Below are 26,214 nucleotides of genomic sequence, written 5' to 3' on the forward strand. Positions count from 1 at the left end.
GCTTATGTTTGTAGTATAATTTTGGTAGAAAAGGTAATAATATGGGCAATAAACTTAATAAATTTCAAAAAGGCTTTACGTTAATCGAAATTCTGGTTGTCATCGGAATTCTTTCAATACTACTTGCGATCGTTTTGATTGCTATTAACCCGCAGCAGCAGTTCCAGCAAGCTAACAATACTCAGCGAAGCTCGGATGTTAGCGCAATTTTAAACGCGATTAGTTCCTACGCAGCACAAAACAACGGCGATCTTCCAGCAGGAATTGCCGCGACTGCAAAGACATTAGGTAAGCCCACAGCAGCCGATATTGTAGACTTATGCTCGGCGCTCGTCCCAACTTACATAGCAGATCTCCCTATGGATCCTACTACCGGCACAGTAACTGGCGGCGACACTCCATGTGCCACTGCTACAACTGCTTACGATACCGGCTATACTGTTCAGACGAGTGCAGGTAATCGCGTCACAGTTAGTGCGCCTGATGCCCAGGGCGGCGAAACTATAAGTATTACTCGCTAATAGAGTAAAATAAGCTTAGTGCTAAGCTTTAGAGAAGAACATAAAAAACGTTGGCCATGGCTTGTCGTTGCGATTCTGGTAGTGTTGCCGACAAGCTATATTGCCATTTTGGCTAACTTGCAACTTCCGCAAGTCACAGTTAATCAGCGGATATTTTCTCATGAGGTTGATACTGGGGTCAGCGATCAAATAACGTGGCCCGACTCTGACCAAGCGGCTGTTTTTGTTCCTGATCTTAATGTAGTCAAAACGTTCGGCGAGCAAAAACCGCAACCAACTGCCAGTGTAGCAAAAGCAATGACGGGACTTGCTTTAATGAGAAAGTCGCCCTTGGCGGCCGGTGAGCAAGGGCAATTTATTACAATCAGCGATCAAGACGTGGCGATCTACAGGCAGTATGTGGCAGACGGTGGGTCGGTGTTTGCTGTTTCTGCAGGGCAACAGCTTACTCAATACCAAGCTATGCAGGCGCTTTTGCTGCCGTCGGCTAACAATATGGCCGTTACTCTAACTAGATGGGCGTTTGGAAGTGATCAGGCATATATTGATTATGCCAACCAATTAGCCAAAGATCTGGGTATGAAAAATACTAACATAGCTGATGCTAGTGGCTTTTCTGAACAAACTACTAGTACCACAGAAGACCTTGTAATTTTAGGAAATGCCGTTCTTAAAGAACCAGTCTTAGCACAGATTGTAAATCAAAAGTCTGCTCAGATTTTAGGCCGTGAGGTAAACAATGTAAACACGAGCCTTGGTGTTGCGGGGATAAACGGTATCAAGACCGGCTTTACGTTTGCAGCTGGCGGCTGTCTATTGTTTTCTTCTACTAAAGATGTGTTTGGAAAACCTACAACAGTTATTGGTGCAATTTTGGGTGCTGAAACTAGAGATGTTGCCTTGGCATACGCTCCTAAAATTGTAGAAAGTAGCTGGCCAAATATAATTCAGGTTAACCCGGTTGCTGAACGACAAGTAATTGCTGATGTCACGACTGAATGGGGCGAGAAAGCGCAAATCATAAGTAATGATGCGATTAATTTTGTCTTGTGGAAGGGTAGTCCTTTGAACCTAGAAGTCATGCTCGACAAGCAGAAATTAACCGGCGAAATTAGCGTTGCCAGCCAAACACAGCAGCTTGAACTCAGCAATAAGATTAACGAGCCAAATCTTTGGTGGCGCTTAACTCATCCCCGCCAGATGTTAGCTAGTTATGTACGATAACTTTTGTGCCAATTGGTGCAAAGTCGTATAAAGCTTTTGCATCAGCTTCACGCATATTAATACAGCCATGGCTCATTGGTGTTCCAAAGTTGTTATGCCAGTATGCGGTGTGAAAGCCGTAGTCTTTGTAAAAATAGCTAACCCAGGTTACATTCGGAAGATAATAGTAGTCGCCGGATGCGCGCGAACCACCGGTCATTACCTGGTTTGGGGTTTTATACCAAATAGCATATTCACCGGTTGGGGTGTAAAAAGGTGCTACACCCGAAGAAATTATAAAACTTGCGACTTGCGTATCACCACTCCATAAGGTAGTTCTTTGTTCGCTCAAGTCAACTTCTACCCAGTTCTGTCCTCCGCCCGATAAGGTAACGGTTTTAAACGGAGCAGTGACAACGGCAACTTCTTTCTCGACTGATTGATTGCTTTCTAACGCGCCTAAGATCTCACCCGCAAGCGCTTCAAGGTTTGCTAGTTGCTTGCCTTCGCGACCAGCCTGAATAACAGTCTCCGTACCAGTTTCTGGATTACGTAGAACTTTTGCATCAAGTGGTGGCGAGGCTACGCTCGGACTCACCTTCTGACGCAAAAACTGCTCAATTTTAGCGGCGTCATAACTAAACTTAACAGTTTTATTGTCAACATCTTGAGTAATTGTCGTTATCTCGGCTATATCCTGAGGTTCGGCAAAATACATTAACCGACCTTGGTACAAAAACTTCAGCGATAGGCTTAATCGTTTGTTAATTTCATCTTGAACGCCCTGTAGGCCATCTGGTTTAATCGCTGGCTCAACAACTGTTGTGCTCACGGTAAGAGCAACGGGCTCAGGTGTTTTTGCGACCTGCTGAAGCGAATTCGAGTACTCTGTTAAATCAAATCCTTGTCCTGGCACGCCGTCTTTAATTGTAAACTTTCGCTCTTCGGCATTGTAAATAAGCTCAGCGTCTTTGGCGTCCGTGACCGTCTCTGGGAAGTTTTGCTTGGCAAAGTTTATAGCTGCGCCAAAATCACTAGTGTAATATAGCCCGAGTTCACGATTTTCCCACGGTTTTGACAATTCGGCAAAAGTTCGGCCAGAATTTATGGCATCTTCTACAGTTTGGCTTACGTCGTAATGCACACCCAGATCTTGAGGTTTAGCTTCGACACGCTTTTCGCCTTGCTCGAAGATTAGACTAACTTTAGCAATCTGTTCCTCGGCAATTTTAGTGATTTCCTGGCGAGTTTTGCCTCCCACGTTAACACTACCAAGCATAGTGTTTGGTAGTGCGCGGTCTTTGAAATACCAAAGCGTGCCACAAACAGAAGCCATAATTAGTACCAGAACAGCACCAACAATAGCCAAGCCAATTGTCTGTTTTTTTACACGCTCATCATAGCTAACATCGCCATGCTTTATATTGTTTTGATCGTCCGACATAAAATACTAGTTGCCCACCGCCATTTAAAGTGAGTATATCATAATTGTCTTAATATTTACGCTTTTTTGCAGTTTCACGGGCGGCGTAAGCGTAGTGATCACTGATCGGCTTTAGCTTAAATTCGCCAAATAAGTTCGAGGCTGCGGTAGCGATTAAGCCATCAGTAAACCTTGGATTATTTGGCAGCATTGGTCCGTGCAAATATGCACCAAAAACGTTGTTAGTCTGTGCGCCTTCGGTTCCATCTTGACCGTTATTACCATTGCCGCGTAAAACCTTACCAAGGGCATTCTGACCTTGGTTTAAAAATGTGCGACCGCTGTGATTTTCGAAACCGTATAAAATTCCAAATTCACTATTAACTTTTAGATTTCCGACCATACGTTGGCTGCTGGCGCGAGTTTCGGCATCAAAAATACCAATTCCTTTAATTTCTTCGCCTGTGTTAGTGATAAATTTATGACAAAAGAGCTGGTACATGCCGCATATCATGAGCATTGGTACTCCGGCGTCGGCCAGCTTGTGGAGCTCATCGCCGATCATTAAAATGTCATCTTGTATATCAGACTGCGCCGAATCTTGCCCGCCACCACCCAAAACGATATCGATATTTTTTGGTAAAGTGTTTTTTGCATGATGAAAATGCACAACTGGTTCAAAACCGTGCCACTCTATGCGGCGCATCAACGTGAGTAAGTTGCCGCGATCCCCGTATATGTTCATTTCATTAGGGTAGAGGTGTAGAATATTAATTTTTTTCATAAGGTTTTACCCGCTTGTTTTTTGAGGATCTTGTAAAACTGCAACATGGCGCTGTAAGTAGTAAAAATTAGCTTATCGCCCTTTTGTCGGCTAAATTGCTTGAGCGCATCTTCGATTCTTGGCTCAATTCGCTCAACCTTAACGTCATCATACTGCAATCGCAACGCCATGTCGGCGGCGCGAGTTCCGCTTGTTAGTAAAACTTTTTTGCCAGCCAAGCTCATAAAATCAACATCCCAAAGCCAGCTTACATCGCGTCCGTCAGCATAATTATCGTTTACGGCAAACATTACCGGGCTAGTTGTAGCTGGGTAAGACGCCAGAGCTTGTCTAAAACCGGCAGGGTTTTTTACTAAAACTAGTTGGATTTTTGACCCATCCTTTAATACAAATTCTTCGCCGCGACCAAATGCTGGTTTGACCGTGGCTAATTGTGCAACCAAAGCTTCGGGCGAGGCTTTTACTAAAGCATTCACAAGCGTTAATGCGGCCGCAGCGTTTTGGTAATTGTGCTGGCCGCTTAATTGCAACTGGGCACTAAATTCTTTTTTGCTAAAAGCATAGGTTACTTTTTGGCCATCAAAACCGGCAAGTTCGACGTCACGATGGTGAGTTTTTGTTTTCGGGGTAAGTTTTTCAACTGCCACGAGCTCGTCGTCGATAGGGAAGAACCGGCGAAGTTTTGGCTTAACTCCAAAAAAGTGGAGCTTTTGGCCGTGCTTACCTGTGATGGTTTTTGCAAGGTCGACCAAGCGCGAATCATCATCGTTTACAACAATCCCAATTTTAGCCTCGTGCATAGTTGCGCCAATCATTTTAGCGGCCGTGTCGAGCTCACCAAAACGATCCAACTGATCGCGCATAACATTTAGCGCTAAAACCCAATTTGGCTTAACTTGAGTAACAAATTGGCGGGCGTAAGCCTCGTCGAGTTCGAAAACTCCAATATCAAAAGGTAGGTCACCTGTGAATTTAGCTTGTTGGGTTAAGCTAGATATGATCCCACGCGTAAAGTTACTGCCAGTGGGGTTAGTTAAGACTCTTTTGCCGTTTGCTTGCAAAAGCTCTACAACCATTTTTGTGGTTGTAGTTTTGCCATTAGTGCCAGTAATTACCACTACGCCATCTGGTAATTGTTGAAGCATATTTTGCAGATAGTTTGGCAAAATGCGCTCTACGACAAGCCCAGGCAGAGCTTGGCCGCCTGAACCGCGAACCTTAGTAAACCCACGAACTAGCTTGCCTAAATTTGTGCCAAAAAAACGATGCATAGAGGTATTATAACGTGATACGATAAAGATATGCTAGGTGGGTCGTTTTTAATTTGGTGGTACACCTTGGGGTGGACAAGGCTAATGCACGATGTTCTTGATCGTGTACTTGGGGTGCTGAAGTTTTTTTCGGTCGGGATATTAATTACTAGCCTGTTCGCACCTTTTAGACAGATTTCGGCAGGTCAAGTTCGAGGCAACATTAAAACTAGGCTCATTGCTTGGGCTGATCGGCAATTTTCGCGCATAATTGGTGCAATTGTTAGACTAATAATAATCACAATTGGGTTAATTTTAGCGACTATAGTTGGAGTTTTTGGGGTGCTACTGATAGTTATCTGGCCTTTTTTACCAGTAGCGCCGTTGATCGGGATTTTCTTAATGCAAAGTGGAATTACTAAATGACGCCAAATTTAAAAAGTTTACGATCAAAGCAGGCACAAGCATATGTTTTTTTAAGCAACAAACTCCTAAGAGGTCTACTTTTGGTATTTGCATTTGGTTTTATTTTTGTAGGGCTATTTTTTGTTTATCAGGGTCAAAGTAGTGGTTGGCTGATTATGACTTTAGGAGTGTGGCCGTTCTTGCCTGTGCTTTGGTATGAATGGTGGCTTAAGGTTCTGCCGGTAAATAAAACTTCTAAAAGTGTCGATGATCTTTTGGAGCCTGGGCTACTTGGCAAGCTCCCTGTTAATGCGTCGCCATCTTTAGTTGCACAAATCGTAATGAAGGAACCCGGAGGCCTGTTTTTTACAATCAGATTTGGTATTGGTCCAAATTTTTTAAAAGATCTTAGTAGCCAAAACAGTACTGATAGCGAAGAACTTTGGGAAACTTGCATACAGCTCCAGCGCGATCTAAATTTACGTGATGTTTCTAGTAGTTTGGTTGTGGCGGCGCTGATCAGAGTTTTGCCAAATCGTGATCGACTACTGGGTCAGTTGCAAATTAACTTCGATGACATTTTAAGTGGTGTTCGCTGGCATCATCACCTGAAGGATCTTATAGATAAATTTGACGGCCGTAAAATGGGTGGCGGCATCGGTCGCGACTTAAGTTTTGGCTACACAAATTTGTTGAGTCAATTTACACAAAATGTTAGCCAAGAGGTTCAGCAGGCGAACGTGTCGCGTGAGCTTGAAGGGCATCAAGACATTTTGCAGCAGCTCTTAAAGCAACTAGCCAACGGTGGAAAGCAGAATGCAATTCTGATTGGCCCAGCCGGTGTAGGTAAAACTAGTATTGTTAGAGCTCTGGCAGAGAGAATTATGCTGGATGGGCCGATGGTACCTAAAGAACTGCGCTTTTTGCAGGTCATGGCACTGGATCCGGCTGCGATTATTTCCAAGGCTCCTGGGCGAGGTGAGGTTGAGGCGCTGGTGAGTCAACTAATGTCCGAGGCCTACTTGGCTAAAAATGTAATTTTATACTTAGACAACGCCGAGCTATTTTTCACAAACCAAACAGGCGCCGTGGATCTGCAAAACATTCTGCTTCCGATTCTGGAGGCGGGTAATCTTAAAATTATCTTAAGTATGGATGAGCAGCACTTTCTGCAAATCAGCAGATCTAATCCTAACTTGTCGCAGCAATTGAACCGCATATCCGTGCCAGCAATGAGTGAATCTGACACATACTTGGTTTGTGAAGATAAGGTTATTGAGTTTGAAGCACGACAAAAGGTTGTTTATATGTATCAAGCTCTCAAGGCGGCATATAGATTGGGCGGGCGTTACGTTTCTGACCGTGCTATGCCTGGCCAAGCGCTGACGGTTTTGGAGTCGGCGGCTCAATTTAATGACAGAGGCTTAGTTAATGAAGCTAGCATTGAAAAAACAATTGAGCAAACTTTTGGCGTTAAAATTCAAACTGCAACTAACACCGAAGACAAGCAAACTCTTTTAAACCTGGAACAGCTTATTCATCAGAGAATGATTAATCAAACTCGCGCGGTTGGGGTTGTGGCTAATGCACTGCGTCGTGCTCGTAGTGGTGTTCGTAATCAAAAGCGCCCAATTGGAACGTTTTTATTTTTGGGTCCGACAGGGGTTGGTAAAACCGAGTTAGCTAAAGCTTTAGCGGCGGTCTATTTTGGTGGCGAAGATCGAATGGTCCGCTTGGACTTAAATGAATACAGTCAGCCAACTGACGTGTCACGATTGATCGCTGATGCTAGCGACGATCCTATGAGCCTAACGGCGCAAATTTCCAAGCAGCCCTTTAGTGTTGTTTTGCTTGATGAGATAGAAAAGGCGCATCCTAATGTCTTAAATACCTTACTACAACTTTTAGATGAAGGTATTTTGCAGGATGAAAACAACCGTCAGATAAGTTTTAGGGACTCAATCGTGATTGCAACTAGCAATGCTGGGGCGGATTTGATCCGTAAGTATATTTCTGAAGGTAAGCAGCTAGATCAATTTGAGGAAAGCTTTATTAATCAGTTAATTGATTCAGGCCAGTTTAAACCGGAATTTTTAAACCGATTTGATGAGATAACTGTGTTTAGGCCGCTAACCGTTGACGAGCTATTGCAGGTGGTCGATTTAATTTTACAGGATGTTAGTAAAACGATTTCGCAAGAAGGTATTGAGGTTAAGGTGGATGAGGCAGCAAAGAAAAAGTTGGTTGAGATTGGCTACGATCCTAGATTGGGAGCCAGGCCACTGCGGCGCGTTGTCCAGCGAACTGTCGAGAACATTATTGCCAAGCGTGTGCTCAGTAACGAGCTGACACCAGGGTCAACTGTGGTATTATCGTTAGTAGATATCGAAGAGGCATTAAAAGCATGAAGCAAAAATTTGAACAGTATTTAGGTGAGTTTGTTTATGGGGCGATTGACGGCACAGTTACTACCTTTGCCGTTGTGGCGGGTGCGGCAGGAGCCGGATTAAGCTCTAAGGTGATAGTAATCTTGGGGTTTGCGAACTTGGTCGCAGATGGGTTTTCTATGGGTGCAAGCGCTTATCTCTCGGCAAAATCCGAGCGCGACCTAAAGATCAAAAAACATATTGAGCAAGGCGGACGTGTCGAAGACCATAAACACAATGAAACTCCACTGCAAGATGGGCTGGTAACTTCCGGTGCTTTTATCGTCGTTGGCCTACTGCCATTCATACTGTACTTAATTGACAGTATCTTTAATTTGGGGATAAACGCTAATCTGCTATTTATTTGGAGTGCAATTCTAACCGGAATCACTTTTATTGTGATCGGATTGCTTAAGGCTGTAGTGACCAAAACTAAACCGTGGCGCGCGGCACTCGAAACTTTTGGCTTGGGTGCTATTGCTGCAGTAATGTCTTATGTTTTGGGTGATGTTTTAGGTGGAGCTCTTGGCGCCAAATAGGTAAGTTCGCTCGCTAAAACAAGCAGAGGTTAGATTAAATAGCAACATAACTTATTTTGTTTTTAGCAATGTGGTGCTATAATCTGATCTGTACCGCGGGTGTGGTATAACGGCTATTATTCCAGTTTTCCAAACTGGCGACGAGAGTTCGATTCTCTCCACCCGCACCATAAAAAATCAGTCATCGAGGCTGATTTTTTATTTTAAGTGGTTTTCCACACCCCCTTGCCAAATATAATCAATGACGTTAATAATTAATATCATTAAGATAATTAAAATAAAAAGGCAAATAATGGCAAAAAACAAGGTTAAAAAGTCTAGCCCAGCTTCGAATACGAGTCCTAACGGCTCTCAAAAAAAAGATAATAACGGGTTGATATACGCAATATTTTTGATCCTGTTAGCGCTTTTGTTAGCGTGGGCGGGTTGGATGTTATGGCGCTCACAGCGCTCGGCAACACCACTTGATACTGCCGCCCTTCAAACTGGTTTAACGGATACAGCTGGCGAGCTTGGAACTATCGGAACAACTGGTAGTGGCGGTGGCTCTACAACTACTATTGTCGCGGTACCCGGCGCTACAGGTGCAACCGGCGCAGCAGGAAAACCAGGAGCGAACGGAAGTAATGGTGGTGATGGGTCGAATGGTGGCGTTGTAGTACCTGAAGTTGACTTGGGAACATTATCTCTTGGTTTGAACGCAGGTGACAGCCGCGCAACCGTAGAGTCTAAATTGGGTGTTTCGCCAACTTCATGTGCAGTGGTCAGCGATCTTCCGGTTGTAGGCACGACCGAGCTTTGTACCTTCCGTAACTCGGCTGGCGGCGAGGTTCAGGTTCTTTACTTAAACAATTCGGTGATTGATATAGTTAGAATCGGTCTTTAAAGTTAATTAAACGAATACAGTTCCGATAAAATGGAGCTGTATTTTTATTCCGACGGAATATACTCGATCGTTACCAAGAATCCGCTCAAGCCCAAGCTCGCAACGTTAACATCATATAAAAATGTATAAACATCACCGGCGCTAAATGTTGTTCCGGCCAGCAGGGTAGGGCTTTGTGGAGTAAATGCGCCCAGAGATACTAGTCCTAGGTTAGTGCTGGCAACGGTTGCGGCTGTAGCGGTTTTGCGCTCGATAGAAATCGTCCCGCCACCAACCCCTAAGTTTGCCCCGTTCGTAAATGTAACTTTTGTAATTGTCCCTGCAGTTGGCGCAATGAACACAGGACGTTCAATATCACTAAGAACTGACGTAATATTACCCATTTGCACAGCTACAGTCTTGGTGTTGCTAGCCGTAGAGAGTTTACCTGTAGTCACTGCTGAATTTCCAATTTGCAGAGTTCCAATCGCCCCATCTACAATATTTCCGCTCGCAATTGTATTGCTAGCAATCAGCCCGCCGGTGATTGTATTTGGCGCGATTAAGCTGCCAGTGATAGCCCCGAGCGCAATGTCTACTGCACTAATGCTGCCATCTATTATATTGGCACTATTAACGGCATTATTTGCAAGTAGAGTATTAGTTATCGATCCCGGAGCGATTTTTAAGGTTGTAATTGCACCGTCTAAGATCTGTAAAGTGTCGATCGCCCCATTAGCAATGTCAGTACCTAAAATTGTACCGTTTAAAATATTACTACTAGTTATGGTGCCGGTAGCAATATCTAGACTATCTATGGTCCCGTCTAGGATTTTGCTAGAATCCACCGATCCAGCTGCGAGCTCCAATGTTCCTACGGCACCATCAACAATTTTACTGGCGTTTACGCTATCGCTCGAAAGATCCATAAACTGAACGGCACCGTCATCTATAAGAGAGCTTACTATTGCGTCGGTCGCAATGTTGGCCGTATCGATTGTGTTGTTGGCGACATCTGTGCCCAAAATCGATCCATTGATAATATTTGAAGTACCAACGGAGTTATTGGCTAATAGAGAGTTTGTTATTGAGCCTAAAGCAATTTCCAAAGTCCCAACGGTGCCATCTAGGATTTTATCGGCGTCAACTGATCCATTAGCGAGCAAACTATTTGTGATCGAAGCTACAGCAATATCGACTGTGCTTATTGTACCGTTCAAAATTTTAGCAGATGTAACCGCTTGATCTAAGATATTAGTTGTGCCGATTAAAAGACCAGATACGTCAACCGGAAGTGAGATTCCAAGGCTATTCATTAAATCCAAAACCTGCCGAGTTAAGTTCGACACAACAGTGGGGTTGTTTGCTGTTTGTTCGCCGATATAATCTACAGCCTCGGTACTCAGGTTATTAGAATTAACACTGTTATTACCGAGCCTAATATTTGTTGTATCGCCTCCGTCGCCGCCTTGAACTGTTATGTTCGTAAAGTTCGGCAATGATCGCGATGAAATATTGGCTGTTATGCCTTCTTGCGTTACAAACTCAGATTCAAATCTAGCTTGGTTCATTCGCGAGAATGCATCGAGCGAGAGCCAAGACAGTGCCAATACTAAAATAACAACAAGCGATATAACGCGGTAAACGTTAGATAGTTTCTTTTCCACCCAATCACACCCTTCAAATAATATAGTAACTTAATCATGTTACTAAAAATAGTCTGACATGTGGTGGCAAACAAAAGCCCCCGGCCACCGAAAGTGGCTCGAGAGCTCTTGTTTGTGGTTAGACCATGGCCGTTATCACAGGAATGGTTGGCGCGCTCAGGATGCGACCAGCCATCGCCTGAAGGTGCGGCGGTCGGCTGTTGGTGGTGTTGAGCCAGTCGCAGTCCGGGAACTTGGTGAGCAGCAGGCCACGGATCCCGTTGACGAAGCTCTGTGTAATCTTCTTCGTCAGTACAGTGCTTTGTTGCGCGCTCAGGCCGTGTCCAGCGGCGATGACATCGTCGTACACAATACTGCCGGGCACTCCGCAGTCGTGTCGCGTGAGCAAGTGACGCTGCCGGCTCAGGATGTCGCTGGTGGACACCCCGAACTTCAGGTGCGCCGCGAGCTTGGCGAGCACGAACTCCATTTGTTCTTGGGCCTTGTCGCCGAAGACGATGGTCGTCATAATGCGCTGATCCAGTGGTGTATTGCTGTGCCACGGATCAGTGGGGTTCAGTATAGCCATGGTGAAGTCGAAACTTCCCAGGGCTAGATGAGCCGACGCGTATTGCCCGCCGAACTGGATGGCTCGCGCGATCTGCTCGCCGAGCTCGGTGTCGGAGATCTGGTCGTACCACGGGTTTGCGCCCAGGATGTACTCCACGATAACTCCCTAATTTCGGTGTCTGCAGGGTATCCACAAACAAGTAAACTAATACTAAAATATTAATTCTTCGTAGTCAATCTAACAGATAAGTTCTTGGGGCGAATGATGGGGGTTGAACCCACGGCCTCCGGAGCCACAATCCAGCGCTCTAACCAACTGAGCTACATCCGCCAAGACATTGCTATTCTAACACGAATAACAGATATAACCAATAGATCAAATCTCTTCGCGCTTATCTCGCAAAAAATCTACCCAACTTCGTAACGTCGCCAGAATAGTCTTAAGTGGAAGCTCAATTGCCAGATCTAGCAAAAATGCAACTAAATTTACCTGACGATATTTGTCACTCAAAAACTGGCCCAGTTGAATAAAGGGTAGATATAAAAAGTCAGCTAGTGCAGCAAAAACCGTCTGCGGGCGATCAACAATCTCGAGCTCGCGCGCTGACTGAATAATCCTAAATCGGAGCAAACTCGTGCCCGACATAAACATAAAAAAGATAACTGCATGAACAATATGAAAGCCAACTTTTGCTAACAGCCAGCCAACCAATGTCAGCGATGCTACGGCAATAACTGCATAAATTGCGTTAAACCATGTGCGTTTTTTGCGGCCGACTCGTGCGCGCAATCGATAAGTCACCGGATTGTCGGTATTATAAATAATTCTCTGAGCGTAATTAATGATCCCCATAGTGTTGCGACCATCAGGTTTTTTTATGCTGTAAATTGCGCTGACCATGTAAATGATTGGCACGATCAACGTAATCGCCAACGGAATGTAGGCGATGTGCCCCATAACCAACAGATCATACGGTATCTCGATCGCTATACCCACCAAAAGTTTTGTTATAAAAATAAAAATCACCGCGCGCTTTATGCTTTTTTGCAATTTTTGCTGGGTGGAGTTGTATAGGCCCAAGATTGTTTCTTCGAGAGCGCTTAAAAATTTGGGCCGGTTATGCAAATCTAGGCTAAGGTTATTTTGCAAAGTTTCTTTTATGCTGCGCTGTGGTGCGCCGTAGCGATTAATTAATCGACCAATTTTGTTAGTTTGCGGAGTATCGAACCATTCATCGATCTGTTGACATGCAGCAATAAAATCGTCGATCCTTTTATTTTTGTCGGCACCAATGCTTAGCCAAACGCTCAAAGTTGTAGCTTGATCAGAGTTAAATAGCGCGCGCATAGTGGCGCAATAAACAGCAATTCTAACCTGTTCGGGAGTTAAGCCGTCAAAAACTCTAGCGTCAATCGCCTGTAAGTAATGATTGTAAGCAAAGTCGATAAACGGGTCTGTTATATACTGCGGATCCAAAAGCCGCTCGAGCGCCACCGACAAAATCTGATAAGTCCAGCGCGAAGCCGACTGATGACCAACTAAGTTTTGAGCTGAATTGTAAAAATGAGTGTATTCGGCTACAAACCTATTGATTTCGGTCAAAGTTTTAATTGCAATCGAATCGTTGCTAAAATAGCGAGCGTTTGTAAGCTCGATAACCAAGTCTTTTGCAATCTTTTTAGGATGTGCGCCAGTTTTTAAGTTAAGGTTTCGGCGCAAAAATCGCTCAATTGCTGAGCGCAAAATAAGATGTTGCTGGGAATAATCTGCGGCGTTTCGCAGCTTTTCGTAGGCAAAATAAACATCGCCTGCTAATCCCGAAACATGCAAATTTTCGCCAGCGGCCGTGGACAGATTAGATTTTTGTTGCGCCTGCGCCAAAAGTATATCCAAGCGCCGAGCTATAGGTGAAAGCTCTTGAGAATCCATGTGCAAATATTAGTTTACCACCCCATAGACAAACCTGCCAAATATGGGGTGATTCTGTTATAATAATTACATGCCCCGGTAGCTCAGCTGGACAGAGCAGGAGACTTCTAAGCTTCAGGTCGTTGGTTCGAGCCCAACCCGGGGTACCAGAGATTATATAAAACTAGGAATGAAAATTTTCCAGTTAGAAGAGATTATGAAACGCAAATGGGATTCCGAAAACGCCGAGCTTAATAAGAAATGCGTGAACGAAATTATAGCGCGGATCGACGAGATTGAAGACTCAGTTGGTGTAGTTGCGGCGCAAGATGTAATTGATATTGTGCTAGAAAATTTAGCGCCAGAAATCTACAACAAGGGAGTGGCTGACGCTAAAAAGTCTATTCAAGAGAAGCTTTTAGATATTGAGGTTGACCTGGATTCACTTAAGCAGAGTTAGTGAATCCCACTAGATTTCTCGAATTATCTCAATCTTTGCGCCTAAGGATTTTAGTCGCTCGGCTAAGTCTTCGTAGCCGCGGTTGATCGAGTAAATGTTGCGTAAAACCGATACGCCCGGCGCGGCTAACATGCCGATTAACAATACCACTGCCGGACGCAAAGCCGGTGGGCAAATTACTTCGGCTGGTTTCCAGCGAGTCGGGCCGTTAACGTACGCTCGGTGAACGTCGGCTAAAGAGACGTCGGCGTTTAGTTTGCTTAGCTCTGTGTAGTATATGGCACGGTTTTCGTAGACCCAGTCGTGGATCAAAGTTTTACCCCTAGCAGTTGCTGCGATTGGTACAAAGAAAGGTAGGTTGTCTATGTTAATTCCTGGGAATGGGTGGGCTTCGATTTTATCTTCGAGCGATACTAGTTCGCCACTTTCTTTGCAGAATATATCGATCAGATTAGTCTGGCCGTTTTTAGCTTTGTACGTTTCACCTAATTCGAATTTAAAACCCATTTTTTCGAGTTTAAGCAGCTCAAGATCCAAAAAGTCGATTGGCGCGCGCTTGATTGCGATTGGCGAATTTGTGGTTGCGGCGACGCTCAAAAAGGTCATCGCTTCGATTGGGTCTTCGCTTGGCCAATATTCAACGTCAAGGTTGATATTTTTTATACCATGAACACGCAGAGTACTAGTTCCGATTCCTTCGATTTTAACACCTAGTTTTTCTAAGAAAAAACAAGTGTCCTGAACCATATAGTTGCTGGAGGCGCGGCGAATTTCGGTTACACCAGGCGTGCGAGCTGCGGCCATTAAAGCGTTCTCGGTAGGAGTGTCGCCCTCTTCGTACATCACGACTTTACTTGGTTTTTTATGTTCAACTGTGCAGCGGTACCAGCCCTGTGTTGTTAGGACATTTAGGCCGAATTCTTCGAGTGCAAAAAGGTGAGGTTGAATTGTGCGTTCGCCCAGTTTACAGCCGCCGGCGTAGGGTAACATGAATTCGTCAACGAGATGCATAAGCGGACCCATAAACATCACAACGCTGCGAGTGCGGCGTCCGGCTTCTTCGTTCATTTTGTCGAGTTGCAAAGTTTTTGGTGGTTTTATCTCGAGGTCAAAGTCGTTTAACCAGCGCACTTTTACGCCAATACTAACCATGACTTCTAGTAGTCGATTGACTTCTTCGATCCGTGGCATCCGCCGCAAAGTAGTAGTACCTTTGTTTAAGAGCGATGCGCAAAGTAAGGAAACAGCTGCATTTTTACTGGTGTTAATTGTGACCTCGCCGCTTAGTTTGTGGCCGCCTTCAACTCTAAAATTTAGGCTGCCAGTACTCAAGGAGACGATCTCGCTTTGCAGAGCATCCGAGATTCGGGCCAGCATTTCCATACTTAGGTTTTGGCCACCGTTCTCGATGCGATTTACGGCACTTTGGCTAGTGCCTAGCGCTCGAGCTAGTTCGATCTGAGTCATGTTGCGATCAGAGCGAATTCTTTGAATTAGTTTACCAATTTTTTGCTTGTAATCTACTTCGTTCATACCATCTATAATATCATATGTGATGTAAATACAAAAGCAAAATAAATTCAGACTTCTAGTTAGACGGGCGGACACTTTTAGCATCTGACCGTCTGCCTCGCTCAGCGACTTCAGATCGACGTAGCCCCGGACGCTAATGACTTCAGCGCTTGAGGTGTCGGCGACCGCTTTCTTCCTTACTTCCACGATTCCTCCTGTGGAGTGTGGTATGAGCTATATAAATATACAATAAAAATCATATTAGTCAAAAAATCTTGTAAAGGCTAGTATGGTGCAGCTACAATAAAAACCATGATCTAAAAGTCGTTCAAAAAATCGCAAACTAAACGGGTAAAATTATGAACGATACTTTAATTGCAAAACTTATACAACAAGAGGAACAACGCCAGCGCGAGGGTTTGGAGCTTATCCCGAGCGAGAACTACGTTAGCCGCGAAGTGCTTAATGCGCTTGGAAGCGTTTTAACAAATAAATATTCCGAGGGCTATCCTGGCAAACGATATTACGGCGGCCAAGAATTTACCGATCAAATCGAGCAATTGGCGATCGATCGCGCTAAACAGCTTTTTGGTTGTGACCATGCCAACGTGCAGCCGCATTCTGGCGCGCCGGCAAACATTGCGGTTTACCAAGCCTGGTTACAGCCTGGCGATGCGGTAATGGCTATGGAGCTCAGTCACGGTGGCCACCTAACCCATGGCCATCCAATTACCAGTAGCGCCAAACTTTATAATTTTGTGCGCTACGGAATTAAAGATGTCGAAACTGGCGAAATTGACTATAACGCAATGCGAGATTTAGCAAAAAAGCATCGCCCAAAGATCTTGCTTGCGGGTTTTAGCGGCTATCCACGCAGTCTGGATTACCAAAAATTTGCAGAAATTGGCCGCGAGGTTGGTGCAATGCTAATGGCAGATATGGCACATATTGCCGGGCTTATTGCTGGCAAAGCGTTACCTAATCCTTTTGACTTTGGTTTTAACGTTGTTACAACGACAACCCACAAAACCTTGCGTGGGCCGCGTGGAGGAATGATTTTAAGTAATGGAACGGTCGGCAATCCGCTTAAAGCGCCCGAACAAACTCTGCAAAATCTACCAACCTTAATTGATCGCGAGGTGTTTCCTGGATTCCAAGGCGGCCCGCACATGCATAGTATTGCTGCAAAAGCCGTAAGTTTTAACGAAGCTCTGCAGCCAGAGTTCCAAGTTTACGCCAAGCAGGTTCTAAAAAACGCTAGCCGCTTGGCTAACGAGCTTATGAAGCGCGGTTTTAAACTTGTGACAAATGGTACAGACAACCACATGATTTTGGTCGATGTGATGACCTCGTTTAAAATCGATGGTAAAGAAGCCGAGGAAGCGCTTGATAAAATTGGTTTGACGCTTAACAAAAATACAATTCCGCACGACACGCTACCGCCGTTTAAGCCAAGCGGAATTCGCCTTGGAACACCGGCAATGACGACGCGTGGACTAACTGAGCATCACATGGAGCAAGTTGCAGAGTGGATGAGATTGGCAATTAAACATCGAGGTGACGATAAAAAATTGGCCGAGCTTAAGAGCCAGACAAAAGAATTCGCCTTGCAGTTTAAGTTACCGAGTGACAATTAACGCAAAACCCTTTACAATTAAGGCGATGAATGGTGTTGCCGACTGGAAAAGAGTTGAAAACAAAGCTCATGAGATATTAAACAAGTTTAATATCAAGGAGCCTTTAATTGACGTTTACTCTATCGCCGATGCCGAAGGTATAAATATTAATCCGGTTATTCCTGGAGAAGACCATGAATTTAGCGGCTTCTTAGACAGCAACGGTGAAAAACCGGTCATGTATGTTAATGCCGATGAATCCGTTACCCGACAAAACTGGACGATCGCCCACGAACTAGGCCACTATTATTTACAGCATAAGCCAGACGAATGGGGAATTGCTTGGCGAAACCAGTCCGATAAAAACGAATTTGAGCAAGAAGCCGACTACTTTGCTGCTTGTTTACTCGTGCCCGAACAAATGCTCCGAAGTTTAATGCGCAAGTTTAAACTTAAAGCTGAGGATAGTTTGCTTTTGTCTCAGATGTTTGGAGTTTCCGAGCGAGCTATGAAGAACCGACTTAACTTTTTACGAATTACTTAAATGGCCGATAAACGACAACTTATTAAAGAAAGCCAGCCGATCCCCAGAGAGCAGTGGAGACTCGATAACTGGACGACTTTGAGCGACAAAGAACAGCGAGCCTTTTTGATTTCACGCGAGCATGCCGAGTTAATTAAGCATAGAGGTTACTGGAGTTTTTCGCTAATTGGAATCGTAATCGCGATTAATATTGTTAGCTTGGCGGTGGTGATCTTGATTGGACTTGGAAGAATGCAATTTAACGGCGATCTTGCGGTGCCATCTATAATTACGGCAAACTTTGTTCAAACCTGGGCTTTGACAAAAATTGCCATGAAGTTCTATTTTAGTGACGACAAAAAATCCTAAAGCAGTTCGGGTTCTTGCTCAAGTGTAATTCCAAATTTGTTATAGACTTTCTTAACAATTTCGTCTTGAAATGCCTTAAGATCCTTGTAACTTTTTGCTGATTCGTTGACGAAAACCAGCGCGTTTTTTTCGTAGGTTTTCATCCCGTGTGCCGAGTAGCCTTTGAGCCCGGCTTGATCTACAAGCCACCCCGCTGCAAACTTAACTTGCGAGTCAGGCATTGGCCAATGAGGTGCGTTAGGCGCGATTTTTAGCAAGTTTTCGGCGTCTTCTTCGGTTACAATTGGATTCTTAAAAAAACTTCCGGTGTTTGCAATTTTTTTAGGATCTGGCAAAATGGCCGAGCGGATTTCGGTGATCGCTTTACGAATCTGCGCAGGAGAATAGTCCGTAATCTTATTGTCGTCAAAATATTTTTGCAGGCGTGGGTAAAATGGCGGTTTTAGTTGGGACTTGCTCAATTTTAATGTGATATCAATTATGATGTAGCGACGGCCGGCTAGCGGTTTAAAAATACTGTTGCGATAGCTAAACTGGCAATCTTTTTTACTCAAAACGACAAAATCATCGGTTTTCGTATCGTATGCCTGTAATTCGACAAAAGTTTGTGAAATCTCCTGTCCATAGGCACCAACATTTTGAACAGGAGTCGCACCTGCTCGACCTGGAATTGCGCTAAGGGCTTCGATGCCGCTTAAACCAAGTTCAACGCTTTTACCTACGACTTCGTCCCAGTTTTCGCCCGCGCCAATTTTTACACTTACGCCATCTGGTAAAACCTCGAATCCAGTAATTCGATTTAAAATTACCAAACCGGCAAAACCTTCGTCGCGCACAATCATGTTGCTGCCATCACCTAAAACCAAAATTGGCAGGTTTGTTTGTTTAGCGAAATTGATAGCCTCCACAAGTTCATTTTTATTTTGCACGGAAACCACATTTTTAGCCGGCCCACCAAGCTGCATGGTTGTCAGAGTTGCCATTGGGATTTGATTTTGCATCTGCATGTAAACCATTATACTAATTACATAATGATTTATACGCTTTTTATACCGATTGCGCTGATTTTTGTACCTTGGTTGGTGGTAAGGTTTATTTTTACTACTGATAAAACTAAAAGTTTACCTTACTTAAAACACGCAGGTTTTTTGTGGACGGCGAGTGCGGCCTGGTTTTTGTCGCAGTGGCTGCCAAATATTCCAATTTCACCAGAGACTGATACATTTACAATGCACACCATGGGCGGTGTTGTGGCGGCAATTTTATTTGTTTACGTGTGCAAGGTTTACGAAATCCAGTTTAAATATTGGTGGCAAGCTTGGCTTTGCATGTATTTTTTTGTAAGTGGTTTAGGGGTTTTAAACGAGCTTTTTGAATTTTTTATAGATCGCACGGGTATTTTTGACGTAATCGGCGGTGATGAATGGTGGGATCTTCTGGCAAACACAATCGGTGGGTTTTTGGCGTACGGTACTTATGCCATTGTGAGGGTACTTAAAAGTCGTAATGGAGCTCGTGGGGTCAATGGGTTCAGACCAGGCTCTGACGCATAAATTATCTAAGCTTTACTCGGCTCAATCTCAATCTTGCGAACTTCTTTACTAAGATTGCGGCCATCTTGGTCGACCTCGTAAATCAAAATCTGGTCAAAAGTCATTTCAACGTCAGCGATACCTTCGTCGCTGATATTCTCAAGGTACTTAATGAGTGAGCGGATTGTGTTGCCGTGCGAAACCACTAGAACAGTATTTCCAGCTAAAAGCTGCGGTACTATTGCGTCTTTGTAAAACGGAACGGCTCGTTCATAAACCATTTTCATTGTTTCGCCGCCAGGAATCGGGTGTTCCCAGCCACGACGGATTCCGGTGAACATCTCGTCGCCTACGAGTTTTTGAACTTCCCATTTGTTTTTGCCGGTGTATTCGCCGTAGTGACGTTCGTTAAGCTGTGCGGTTGGCTTGTGTGCTGGCGCGTTTGGTTTTTCGGCCCCAGTTAGCAAGTGCTTTAGTGTTTGCTGTGTACGAACTTGTTCGCTTGTGTAGATAAAATCTGGATCTAAGTCTTTGATCAGTCCGCCAAGTTTTGCGGCGTCTTTTTGACCTTTTTCGGTAATATTAACATCAGTTTGGCCGGTCCATAGGCCTAAAGCGTTCCATTCGGATTCGGCGTGGCGAACTAAAATTAATTTACCTGAAGTTGTATTTGTCTGCGACATAATTCTTAAACCTTTGATTTAAACCTGGCGAGAGCTATTATAGATGCGATACCTAAAAAGAGGAATAGTAATATGCAGATTAAAACGATTATTGCCCGTCAAGTTTTTGACTCTCGAGGTAATCCTACCGTTGAAAGTGATGTTATTTTGCGCGACGGCAGCATGGGCCGAGCAATTGTTCCGTCTGGTGCATCGACTGGTGCCGGTGAAGCTTTAGAGCTGCGCGACGGCGAGAGCGCCTTTAGCGGCAAGGGCGTAGACAAAGCGATCAATAATGTAAACACTGTGATCGCAAATGCACTTGCTGGAATGGACGCTAACGACCAAAAAGCTGTCGATGCTAAATTGCTAGAACTTGACGGCACCGAAAACAAAAGTAAGTTAGGTGCAAACGCAACATTGGCTGTAAGTTTGGCGGTTGCAAAAGCGGCTGCGGCCAGCAAAAAAATGCCACTTTACCAACACATTGGCGACTTGGTCGGAAACACGACTTTTACTTTGCCTATGCCGATGCTAAATATTTTGAACGGTGGCAAACACGCCGAAGGTTCGACCGACATCCAAGAGTTTATGGTTATGCCGGTTGGAGCCGACAGCTTTGTAAAAGCTATGCAAATTTCTAGTGAGGTTTACCACGCGCTTGGTAAATTGCTCCATGAGAAAGGTTTTGCAACAACTGTAGGCGACGAAGGCGGCTATGCTCCATCTGTTAATGGCGGTACTAACGAAGCTCTAGAATTGATCGAAGCTGCTGTCGCAAAAGCGGGCTATAAATTAGGTAAAGACGTAGTTTTAGCCCTAGACGTGGCGGCAAGCGAGTTGGTTGACGACGGTGAATATAACTTTGAGCGCGAAGGCATTAAATACACAACCGAAGAGTTGATCGCAAAATACGAAGCGTTGGCCCAAAAATATCCACTAGTTTCGATCGAAGATGGATTGGGCGAAGCTGATTGGGACGGATGGAAGCTCATTACAGAAAAACTTGGCGACAAGCTACAGCTCGTAGGTGACGATCTTTTGGTTACCAACACAAAATTGCTTAAAAAAGCGATTGACGAAAAAGCTGCGAACGCGATTTTGATCAAGCCGAACCAGATTGGAACTTTGAGCGAGACAATCGAGGCAGTTCAAATGGCAAAAGCCGCTGGCTGGAACACGGTAATGTCTCATCGATCGGGCGAAACCGAGGACGCGACAATCGCGCATTTGGCGGTCGGTCTTAACACTGGTCAAATTAAAACTGGTTCATTTAGCCGATCCGATAGGGTTGCCAAATATAACGAGTTAATTCGTATCAGCGAACTACTAGAAAATCCGGTATTGGCTCAGCCGTTTAGTCAAAAATAATTTGATTTTGGATATATGTGGCGCTAGTATCTTCTGGCGCCACATGGCGTTTTACAAAAGTCATTTTATAAACTATAATACATCCGTTATATGCGGGTCCATAGCTCAGTTGGTTAGAGCATCTGCCTCTTAAGCAGAGTGTCCTGGGTTCAAGTCCCAGTGGACCCTCCAGATTTTATCAAGCTCCGATACAAGGAGTTTTTATTTGCAAAAAATTATATTTTATTCTAGTATATGCGTGTCGTGCTAGATCCGCCGACTCAAAGAGTTAGGCGGTCATCGTATCGTAGAGGAGTTGCAAGTCGCGTGACCTTGAAAAAGCTTCGCTGGGGGGTCCGAAAGATCACCCGAACTAGGAAGTTGGTGCCGAAGGCCCTCTGCTCGATGGCGGTCGTCGGTATGGTGCTCAGTGTGGTGGTGGGATACATCAACATGACTGAGCGCGTGAGCGAGTTCTTCTTTCGTCTTTCCGTGTACGGTTTCGTGACTTGTGTGGCCGTGGGACTCCTGTCCTTATTGTCGCTTACCTGCGACATCAACGAGCCGAACCGAGTGAAGCCTAAGAAGAGAGCTGTTACAACTCCGAACGAGTCCGTTGCAGCGGACAGACCTTCCACTCCCGATGCCCGCTGACGGCATGCGCCAGTGGTCGGTACCCGGTCAGGTTCTGCTCCGATTTGTGGGCGGACCTGACCGGTTAATCGAATTTATTATGGTTTAAAAATCAGCGAAACGACGAACATTGCCAAAGCCGCCAAAACAATTGCGCCACCTGCAGCTATGCCGGCATAAAAAGCGACCAACAATCCAACTACAACTGCGATCACCGCGACAATAATTGCGATAAAAATTGTCTGAACAAAGCTCCTAGCAAACCTACTAGCTGTTATAACCGGTATAACGATTAGCGCGCTAATTAATAATCCACCTACGATCCGTAAGCTTAAAACTACCATTACGGCTGTAATAGCCGCTAGAACATAGTTTAATGTCGCAACTTTAAAGCCGGCAATTTTGGCACTGTCTTCATCGAATGCGATATGCAGAAGCCCGCGATAGTTGAACGCTACTATCGAAAGTAAAGTTATAACAGCGATTGCTAACAGTATTAGATCGTTAGGGCTGGTTGTTGCAATACTGCCAAATAAGTAGGCGTTAAAGTCAACACGAGCGCCCTGAGCGAGGCCAGCTAAGACTACCGCTATTGCCAAACCACCACTCATTAGTATGGCTAAGCTGGTCTCGCCACTTATGCGTTTGTTTTGGCGCATGTATTCTAGCAGAAGAGCGCCGGCTACAGTTACGGGTATGGCTACCAAAACTGGGGTGCCACCGAGCAACAAGCCTGCTCCAATTCCGGCCAAGCTAACGTGCGCTAGGCTGTCGGCGATTAATGAGTAGCGACGAGCGACTAAAAAGCTACCTAAAACAGGAATGCTTACGGCGATCAGTAGTCCAGCTAAAAGCGCGCGTATCATAAAGCTATAATCAAAAATTTCAAGCATGCGAAACTCCGTGCTTATGATGAAGTAACTTATGTTTTTCGGCGTAAAGTTTACTCATGTATCGTTCGGCCTCAAACTTTTCAGGGGCGCCGTCGTATAAAATTGTCCGGTTCAAGCAAATTACGCGACTAACTTGCCGTAAAACCGCATCAATATCGTGCGAAACCATAACGATTCCTATTCCACTTTTGTGCAAATCTTGTAAAAGTTTATAAAAATTGGCCTGTGATTCCTCATCGATTCCAGTCGTGGGCTCGTCTAAAATTAGTAATTCGGGATTACTCGCCAAGGCCTTCGCAATTAAAATTCGTTGCTGTTGACCACCCGAAAGCTCGGCAAAATTCTTTTTGTGCAATTCTTGCAAACCGACGGTAATTAAGGCTTGCTGCCAGTTTTTTCCGCCCAAACCTACGACTTCTGCGACGCTGATTGGGATCTGTTGACTTTGTGCTGAGCCACGCTGAGGGATGTAGCTTATTGACCCTTTTTTAAGCGTGACCTTTCCGTAATTTGGTTTTATTAAACCCAAGATCGCTTTTAGTAGCGTGGTTTTTCCTGCGCCGTTTGGTCCGATTAACCCTACGAACTCGCCAGCGTGTAAGCAAAAAGAGACGTCGTTTATAACCTTTTCGCTAGCCATAACCACCGAGAGGTTGTCTACATCAACTAATTGTTTACTGGCATGCAAGGGCTTGTCTAAGATTGGCGAGGTTTTGCCGCTGGATACTGAGGTAGTTTTTGCCGTTTCGTTGATCTTCATCGGTTAATCCTTCGATCGGATCTAAAACTGCTGTTTTAGCGCCGGTTTCTCTTGCTATTGTATCAGCCAAGCGCGAGCTGATTAAATTTTCTAAAAATATATAACTCACATCTTGCTGCTTAACCACGTCGCTGATTTGGGCTAATTTTGCGGGACTTGGTTCTTCGTCGGGGCTGATACCGGCGATCGAAACGATGTTTAGGTTGTAGCGTTTTGCCAAGTAGTTAAATGACTCGTGCGAGGTTACAACTGTTCGGGTTTGGCAAGTGGCTAAGCCTTGGGTAAAATCTTGGTCGAGTTTGTCGAGTTCAGCTTTATAACTAGTGGCGTTTGTTAGGTAGTAATCTTGGTTGACAGGGTCAAAAGCGATAATTCCGGCTAAAATGTCATCGACCATTTGCTTGGCTAAGATCGGATCAAGCCAAAAATGCGGATCGTCTTGTCCGGAATCTGTTTGTAGAAGTGGGACATTGAGACTAGACCTTACTGCAATACCTTTGTAATCTGGTAAAAAACCACCAAGCCAAGGCTCGAAATTTACCCCGTTAAAAATGAAAACTTTGGAATTTTGAGTACTCGCTAAACTCTGCGGTGACGGCTCAAAGTCATGAGGTTCGGCTCCTGCTGGGGTTATATTTTGAACAGTGGCTTTACCTCCAGCGATCTGTTTAGCGAACTCGTACACTGGGTAGAAGGTCGCGGTGATTTGAGCGTTTGTTTGGCGGCTAATACTAAAAATAACTAGCGCAACAACAACGATTAACGTAGCTAAAAGCAGCAATTTGTAAATGATTTTCATATCTGAATGCTACGGTGCTAATTTGTTTTTTGCAAATCTGTCGCAAAATGTTTGTAAAATTGCTACATAACGCTTTAATGTTAAAATGACTGTAATAGGGGGATTTGTGGAAAAAGCTCAAGAAATCGCTTACTTTAAACAGACTTACAAGAAAACACTTGATAAAATTGACAAAAAGCTAAACCTAGTTAACGACCTAGTGGCCCCAACTTTTGCTGCCAACGATCCAATGCGGCTAGAGTCGCAGCGATTTATTGTCCAGGGTGGCAAGAGGTTGCGTCCAGCGCTAGCGCAGACGATCGCAGGTTCTTATGGATTTAACGATGTCTGGCCGAGCCTCGCGCTGGAAACGTTCCATAAGTATATTCTGACCCACGATGACATTATCGATCGCGACGAAATGCGCTATGGCAATCCGACGGTTCATACAAAAATGCAACAAATTTGCATTAATAAAACTGAAGCAGAGCATTTTGGTAATTCTCTTGCAATTGTGGCCGGTGATCTTATGGAATCGGCGACGTATAAGATCATCTTAACGTCTGAGCTCAGTGCCGATAAAAAAGTCGAACTTTGTAAATTAATGGCAGACGCCATGGATAACGTCGGTTGGGGCTGGTACGATCAGTTCTTAATGGATTACGAGGAACTTGATTCGTCAAACTTATCATTTGAGCGCATTGAAAAGTCGATTATATGGGTGACAGGTAAGTACAGTATTGAGCTGCCGATGAGATTTGGTTTTGCGCTGGCAGGCGAGAATACACCTAAGCAGCTTGAGGCCTTCACTAGTTCGGCTGGACTTTTATATCAGACGAAGGACGATATTATGGGGCTGTTCGGGAAAGTTGAGGATACAGGTAAATCAAACTTTGGGGACATATCTCAAGGCAAAAAAACGCTTCCAATGTGGCTTGCCTATGCAAACTCCGGCGATAGCGACAAGCGAACACTCGAACACTTAGTTGGCAATAAGAACTTAACTTCAGATGAAGCTCAGGTGGTTCGAGAAATCGTTAAAAGCAGCGGGGCTCTTAGCCGGTCCCAAGATATGATGCGTGAGTATCGTGACGCCTGTCTGAACATGGTCCAGGAAATGCACATAAAATCAGACCTTAAAAAGTTTTTGCGTGGTTTTGTGTATTATCTCGAAGATCGCGACCGCTAGTTACCCGCAAGCCATTTTATGGCGCTTTGTTCGTCGCGAAAGCCCTTAATTTTGGAGCTGAACTCAATGTGCATGGCCTCGAGCGAGGAAGTTAACATCCAGCCCATTTCGTCCCCCCGGAAAATAATCGCGACTTTTTTGAAGTGTTGGAGTTTCCAGAGCATTCCTAAACCCTTTGCTTGAACAGGAATACTTATATTTGCGCTGTCAACATCGCGAATGTCGTCGAGAAGTTTAGTAATTTGCTTTTCTTTAGCTAATTCAATTGCCGTGTCAACGGGGTCATGCAAGTCCTCAGTCTTGAGTTCGCCCCAAGTTTTTAAGTGGATAAAGTCGCCCTCTATTTTTGCCGAAAACTTTTTAGTAACATCCATATGAAATTGTTTATACTGTTAA

General features: G+C 44.6%; 26 protein-coding genes and 4 tRNA genes. 16 read left to right on the plus strand and 14 right to left on the minus strand.

Features of this window, described 5'->3' with window-relative positions:
• Positions 1-41: 41 nt before the first annotated feature.
• Positions 42-521, plus strand: a complete 480-nt coding sequence (locus tag VLA77_01540; GenBank protein ID HSE29250.1) for a type II secretion system protein — start codon at positions 42-44, stop codon at positions 519-521.
• A gap of 18 nt (positions 522-539) precedes the next feature.
• A complete protein-coding gene (locus VLA77_01545) occupies positions 540-1,745 on the plus strand; it encodes a hypothetical protein (GenBank protein HSE29251.1) in 1,206 nt (401 codons plus the stop codon).
• Here the strand turns inward: VLA77_01545 and VLA77_01550 are convergent.
• The 3 genes from VLA77_01550 to VLA77_01560 are packed head-to-tail and all read right to left on the minus strand — an operon-like array spanning position 1,729 to position 5,202.
• Positions 1,729-3,168: a L,D-transpeptidase family protein gene (locus VLA77_01550; GenBank protein ID HSE29252.1), complete on the minus strand. Its 1,440-nt coding sequence runs from the start codon at positions 3,166-3,168 to the stop codon at positions 1,729-1,731. The two genes, VLA77_01545 and VLA77_01550, sit on opposite strands and share 17 nt — an antisense overlap.
• A 49-nt stretch (positions 3,169-3,217) precedes the next feature.
• Complete coding sequence (locus VLA77_01555) at positions 3,218-3,931, minus strand: glutamine amidotransferase (GenBank protein HSE29253.1); 714 nt, start codon at positions 3,929-3,931, stop codon at positions 3,218-3,220.
• On the minus strand, positions 3,928-5,202 hold the full coding sequence (locus VLA77_01560; protein HSE29254.1) for a MurT ligase domain-containing protein: 1,275 nt from the start codon (positions 5,200-5,202) through the stop codon (positions 3,928-3,930). Before VLA77_01560 ends, VLA77_01555 begins: the two co-directional genes overlap by 4 nt.
• 84 nt (positions 5,203-5,286) lie before the next feature.
• Between VLA77_01560 and VLA77_01565 the strand changes: the two genes are divergently transcribed.
• The 5 genes from VLA77_01565 to VLA77_01585 all read left to right on the plus strand — a co-directional run bounded on the left by VLA77_01565 (position 5,287) and on the right by VLA77_01585 (position 9,437).
• A complete protein-coding gene (locus VLA77_01565) occupies positions 5,287-5,607 on the plus strand; it encodes a hypothetical protein (GenBank protein HSE29255.1) in 321 nt (106 codons plus the stop codon).
• Positions 5,604-7,994, plus strand: a complete 2,391-nt coding sequence (locus tag VLA77_01570; protein ID HSE29256.1) for an AAA family ATPase — start codon at positions 5,604-5,606, stop codon at positions 7,992-7,994. Before VLA77_01565 ends, VLA77_01570 begins: the two co-directional genes overlap by 4 nt.
• Positions 7,991-8,551 (plus strand): VIT1/CCC1 transporter family protein, encoded by a 561-nt coding sequence (locus VLA77_01575; protein HSE29257.1) that lies wholly within the window; start codon positions 7,991-7,993, stop codon positions 8,549-8,551. The genes VLA77_01570 and VLA77_01575 overlap by 4 nt, the downstream gene beginning before the upstream one ends.
• A gap of 95 nt (positions 8,552-8,646) precedes the next feature.
• Positions 8,647-8,721, plus strand: a tRNA-Gly gene (locus tag VLA77_01580).
• 122 nt (positions 8,722-8,843) lie between these two features.
• Positions 8,844-9,437: a hypothetical protein gene (locus VLA77_01585; GenBank protein ID HSE29258.1), complete on the plus strand. Its 594-nt coding sequence runs from the start codon at positions 8,844-8,846 to the stop codon at positions 9,435-9,437.
• Positions 9,438-9,481: 44 nt separating this feature from the next.
• On the opposite strand, the gene VLA77_01590 is transcribed toward VLA77_01585, so the two are convergent.
• From VLA77_01590 to VLA77_01605, 4 genes are all read right to left on the minus strand, one after another.
• On the minus strand, positions 9,482-11,083 hold the full coding sequence (locus VLA77_01590) for a hypothetical protein (GenBank protein HSE29259.1): 1,602 nt from the start codon (positions 11,081-11,083) through the stop codon (positions 9,482-9,484).
• A 118-nt stretch (positions 11,084-11,201) separates the two neighbouring features.
• Positions 11,202-11,789 carry a hypothetical protein gene (locus VLA77_01595; GenBank protein HSE29260.1) on the minus strand — a complete coding sequence of 196 codons (588 nt, stop codon included), beginning with the start codon at positions 11,787-11,789 and terminating at the stop codon, positions 11,202-11,204.
• Positions 11,790-11,886: 97 nt separating this feature from the next.
• Positions 11,887-11,963 (minus strand) — tRNA-His (locus VLA77_01600).
• A 45-nt stretch (positions 11,964-12,008) separates the two neighbouring features.
• Complete coding sequence (locus VLA77_01605; protein ID HSE29261.1) at positions 12,009-13,562, minus strand: hypothetical protein; 1,554 nt, start codon at positions 13,560-13,562, stop codon at positions 12,009-12,011.
• Positions 13,563-13,634: 72 nt separating this feature from the next.
• On the opposite strand from VLA77_01605, the gene VLA77_01610 reads away from it, so the two are divergent.
• Positions 13,635-13,711 (plus strand) — tRNA-Arg (locus VLA77_01610).
• A 20-nt stretch (positions 13,712-13,731) separates the two neighbouring features.
• Positions 13,732-14,001 (plus strand): DUF2164 family protein, encoded by a 270-nt coding sequence (locus tag VLA77_01615; GenBank protein HSE29262.1) that lies wholly within the window; start codon positions 13,732-13,734, stop codon positions 13,999-14,001.
• 9 nt (positions 14,002-14,010) lie between these two features.
• Here VLA77_01615 and VLA77_01620 read toward each other — a convergent pair whose 3' ends face one another.
• Complete coding sequence (locus VLA77_01620; GenBank protein HSE29263.1) at positions 14,011-15,720, minus strand: UDP-N-acetylglucosamine 1-carboxyvinyltransferase; 1,710 nt, start codon at positions 15,718-15,720, stop codon at positions 14,011-14,013.
• A gap of 152 nt (positions 15,721-15,872) precedes the next feature.
• Between VLA77_01620 and glyA the strand changes: the two genes are divergently transcribed.
• From glyA to VLA77_01635, 3 genes are read left to right on the plus strand one after another with little or no spacing between them, the layout of a single operon-like run.
• Positions 15,873-17,150 carry a serine hydroxymethyltransferase gene (gene glyA / locus VLA77_01625; protein ID HSE29264.1) on the plus strand — a complete coding sequence of 426 codons (1,278 nt, stop codon included), beginning with the start codon at positions 15,873-15,875 and terminating at the stop codon, positions 17,148-17,150.
• Between the two features lie 25 nt (positions 17,151-17,175).
• A complete protein-coding gene (locus VLA77_01630) occupies positions 17,176-17,673 on the plus strand; it encodes an ImmA/IrrE family metallo-endopeptidase (protein HSE29265.1) in 498 nt (165 codons plus the stop codon).
• Positions 17,674-18,021 (plus strand): hypothetical protein, encoded by a 348-nt coding sequence (locus VLA77_01635; protein ID HSE29266.1) that lies wholly within the window; start codon positions 17,674-17,676, stop codon positions 18,019-18,021. It abuts the gene before it with no gap.
• On the opposite strand, the gene murB is transcribed toward VLA77_01635, so the two are convergent.
• Positions 18,018-19,037, minus strand: a complete 1,020-nt coding sequence (gene murB, locus VLA77_01640; GenBank protein HSE29267.1) for a UDP-N-acetylmuramate dehydrogenase — start codon at positions 19,035-19,037, stop codon at positions 18,018-18,020. The genes VLA77_01635 and murB overlap by 4 nt on opposite strands.
• A gap of 15 nt (positions 19,038-19,052) precedes the next feature.
• Here murB and VLA77_01645 point away from each other — a divergent pair, with 15 nt between their 5' ends.
• Positions 19,053-19,574, plus strand: coding sequence for a hypothetical protein (locus tag VLA77_01645; GenBank protein ID HSE29268.1), 522 nt, complete (start codon positions 19,053-19,055; stop codon positions 19,572-19,574).
• A 5-nt stretch (positions 19,575-19,579) separates the two neighbouring features.
• Here the strand turns inward: VLA77_01645 and VLA77_01650 are convergent, their stop codons facing one another.
• Entirely contained in the window at positions 19,580-20,236 is a 657-nt protein-coding gene (locus VLA77_01650) for a 2,3-bisphosphoglycerate-dependent phosphoglycerate mutase (protein ID HSE29269.1), read from the minus strand.
• Between the two features lie 78 nt (positions 20,237-20,314).
• Here VLA77_01650 and eno point away from each other — a divergent pair, with 78 nt between their 5' ends.
• Complete coding sequence (gene eno / locus VLA77_01655) at positions 20,315-21,586, plus strand: phosphopyruvate hydratase (protein HSE29270.1); 1,272 nt, start codon at positions 20,315-20,317, stop codon at positions 21,584-21,586.
• A 94-nt stretch (positions 21,587-21,680) separates the two neighbouring features.
• Positions 21,681-21,757, plus strand: a tRNA-Lys gene (locus tag VLA77_01660).
• Between the two features lie 539 nt (positions 21,758-22,296).
• On the opposite strand, the gene VLA77_01665 is transcribed toward VLA77_01660, so the two are convergent.
• Genes VLA77_01665 through VLA77_01675 form a run of 3 tightly spaced genes read right to left on the minus strand, consistent with a single transcriptional unit; the run spans position 22,297 to position 24,650 of the window.
• On the minus strand, positions 22,297-23,091 hold the full coding sequence (locus VLA77_01665; protein ID HSE29271.1) for a metal ABC transporter permease: 795 nt from the start codon (positions 23,089-23,091) through the stop codon (positions 22,297-22,299).
• Positions 23,084-23,851 (minus strand): metal ABC transporter ATP-binding protein, encoded by a 768-nt coding sequence (locus VLA77_01670; protein ID HSE29272.1) that lies wholly within the window; start codon positions 23,849-23,851, stop codon positions 23,084-23,086. The genes VLA77_01665 and VLA77_01670 overlap by 8 nt, the downstream gene beginning before the upstream one ends.
• Positions 23,766-24,650: a zinc ABC transporter substrate-binding protein gene (locus tag VLA77_01675; protein ID HSE29273.1), complete on the minus strand. Its 885-nt coding sequence runs from the start codon at positions 24,648-24,650 to the stop codon at positions 23,766-23,768. The genes VLA77_01670 and VLA77_01675 overlap by 86 nt, the downstream gene beginning before the upstream one ends.
• 106 nt (positions 24,651-24,756) lie before the next feature.
• Between VLA77_01675 and VLA77_01680 the strand changes: the two genes are divergently transcribed.
• Positions 24,757-25,818 (plus strand): polyprenyl synthetase family protein, encoded by a 1,062-nt coding sequence (locus VLA77_01680; protein HSE29274.1) that lies wholly within the window; start codon positions 24,757-24,759, stop codon positions 25,816-25,818.
• Here VLA77_01680 and VLA77_01685 read toward each other — a convergent pair.
• Positions 25,815-26,192, minus strand: a complete 378-nt coding sequence (locus VLA77_01685; protein ID HSE29275.1) for an STAS/SEC14 domain-containing protein — start codon at positions 26,190-26,192, stop codon at positions 25,815-25,817. The genes VLA77_01680 and VLA77_01685 overlap by 4 nt on opposite strands.
• Positions 26,193-26,214: the final 22 nt, after the last annotated feature.

The sequence above is a fragment of the Candidatus Saccharimonadales bacterium genome (assembly GCA_035457485.1).
Taxonomy (GTDB): domain Bacteria; phylum Patescibacteriota; class Saccharimonadia; order Saccharimonadales; family EFPC-124; genus DATIBO01.

Bases quoted from the DNA above. Each gene is read 5' to 3' on its own strand.
- VLA77_01540 (HSE29250.1), top strand. From the start codon at position 42: ATGGGCAATAAACTTAATAAATTTCAAAAAGGCTTTACGTTAATCGAA.
- VLA77_01675 (HSE29273.1), bottom strand. From the start codon at position 24,650: ATGAAAATCATTTACAAATTGCTGCTTTTAGCTACGTTAATCGTTGTT.
- VLA77_01555 (HSE29253.1), bottom strand. From the start codon at position 3,931: ATGAAAAAAATTAATATTCTACACCTCTACCCTAATGAAATGAACATA.
- VLA77_01670 (HSE29272.1), bottom strand. From the start codon at position 23,851: ATGAAGATCAACGAAACGGCAAAAACTACCTCAGTATCCAGCGGCAAA.
- VLA77_01630 (HSE29265.1), top strand. From the start codon at position 17,176: ATGAATGGTGTTGCCGACTGGAAAAGAGTTGAAAACAAAGCTCATGAG.
- VLA77_01550 (HSE29252.1), bottom strand. From the start codon at position 3,168: ATGTCGGACGATCAAAACAATATAAAGCATGGCGATGTTAGCTATGAT.
- VLA77_01560 (HSE29254.1), bottom strand. From the start codon at position 5,202: ATGCATCGTTTTTTTGGCACAAATTTAGGCAAGCTAGTTCGTGGGTTT.
- VLA77_01645 (HSE29268.1), top strand. From the start codon at position 19,053: ATGATTTATACGCTTTTTATACCGATTGCGCTGATTTTTGTACCTTGG.
- VLA77_01605 (HSE29261.1), bottom strand. From the start codon at position 13,562: ATGGATTCTCAAGAGCTTTCACCTATAGCTCGGCGCTTGGATATACTT.
- VLA77_01650 (HSE29269.1), bottom strand. From the start codon at position 20,236: ATGTCGCAGACAAATACAACTTCAGGTAAATTAATTTTAGTTCGCCAC.
- VLA77_01570 (HSE29256.1), top strand. From the start codon at position 5,604: ATGACGCCAAATTTAAAAAGTTTACGATCAAAGCAGGCACAAGCATAT.
- VLA77_01615 (HSE29262.1), top strand. From the start codon at position 13,732: ATGAAAATTTTCCAGTTAGAAGAGATTATGAAACGCAAATGGGATTCC.
- VLA77_01585 (HSE29258.1), top strand. From the start codon at position 8,844: ATGGCAAAAAACAAGGTTAAAAAGTCTAGCCCAGCTTCGAATACGAGT.
- VLA77_01635 (HSE29266.1), top strand. From the start codon at position 17,674: ATGGCCGATAAACGACAACTTATTAAAGAAAGCCAGCCGATCCCCAGA.
- VLA77_01575 (HSE29257.1), top strand. From the start codon at position 7,991: ATGAAGCAAAAATTTGAACAGTATTTAGGTGAGTTTGTTTATGGGGCG.
- glyA (HSE29264.1), top strand. From the start codon at position 15,873: ATGAACGATACTTTAATTGCAAAACTTATACAACAAGAGGAACAACGC.
- VLA77_01665 (HSE29271.1), bottom strand. From the start codon at position 23,091: ATGCTTGAAATTTTTGATTATAGCTTTATGATACGCGCGCTTTTAGCT.
- VLA77_01685 (HSE29275.1), bottom strand. From the start codon at position 26,192: ATGGATGTTACTAAAAAGTTTTCGGCAAAAATAGAGGGCGACTTTATC.
- murB (HSE29267.1), bottom strand. From the start codon at position 19,037: ATGGTTTACATGCAGATGCAAAATCAAATCCCAATGGCAACTCTGACA.
- VLA77_01565 (HSE29255.1), top strand. From the start codon at position 5,287: ATGCACGATGTTCTTGATCGTGTACTTGGGGTGCTGAAGTTTTTTTCG.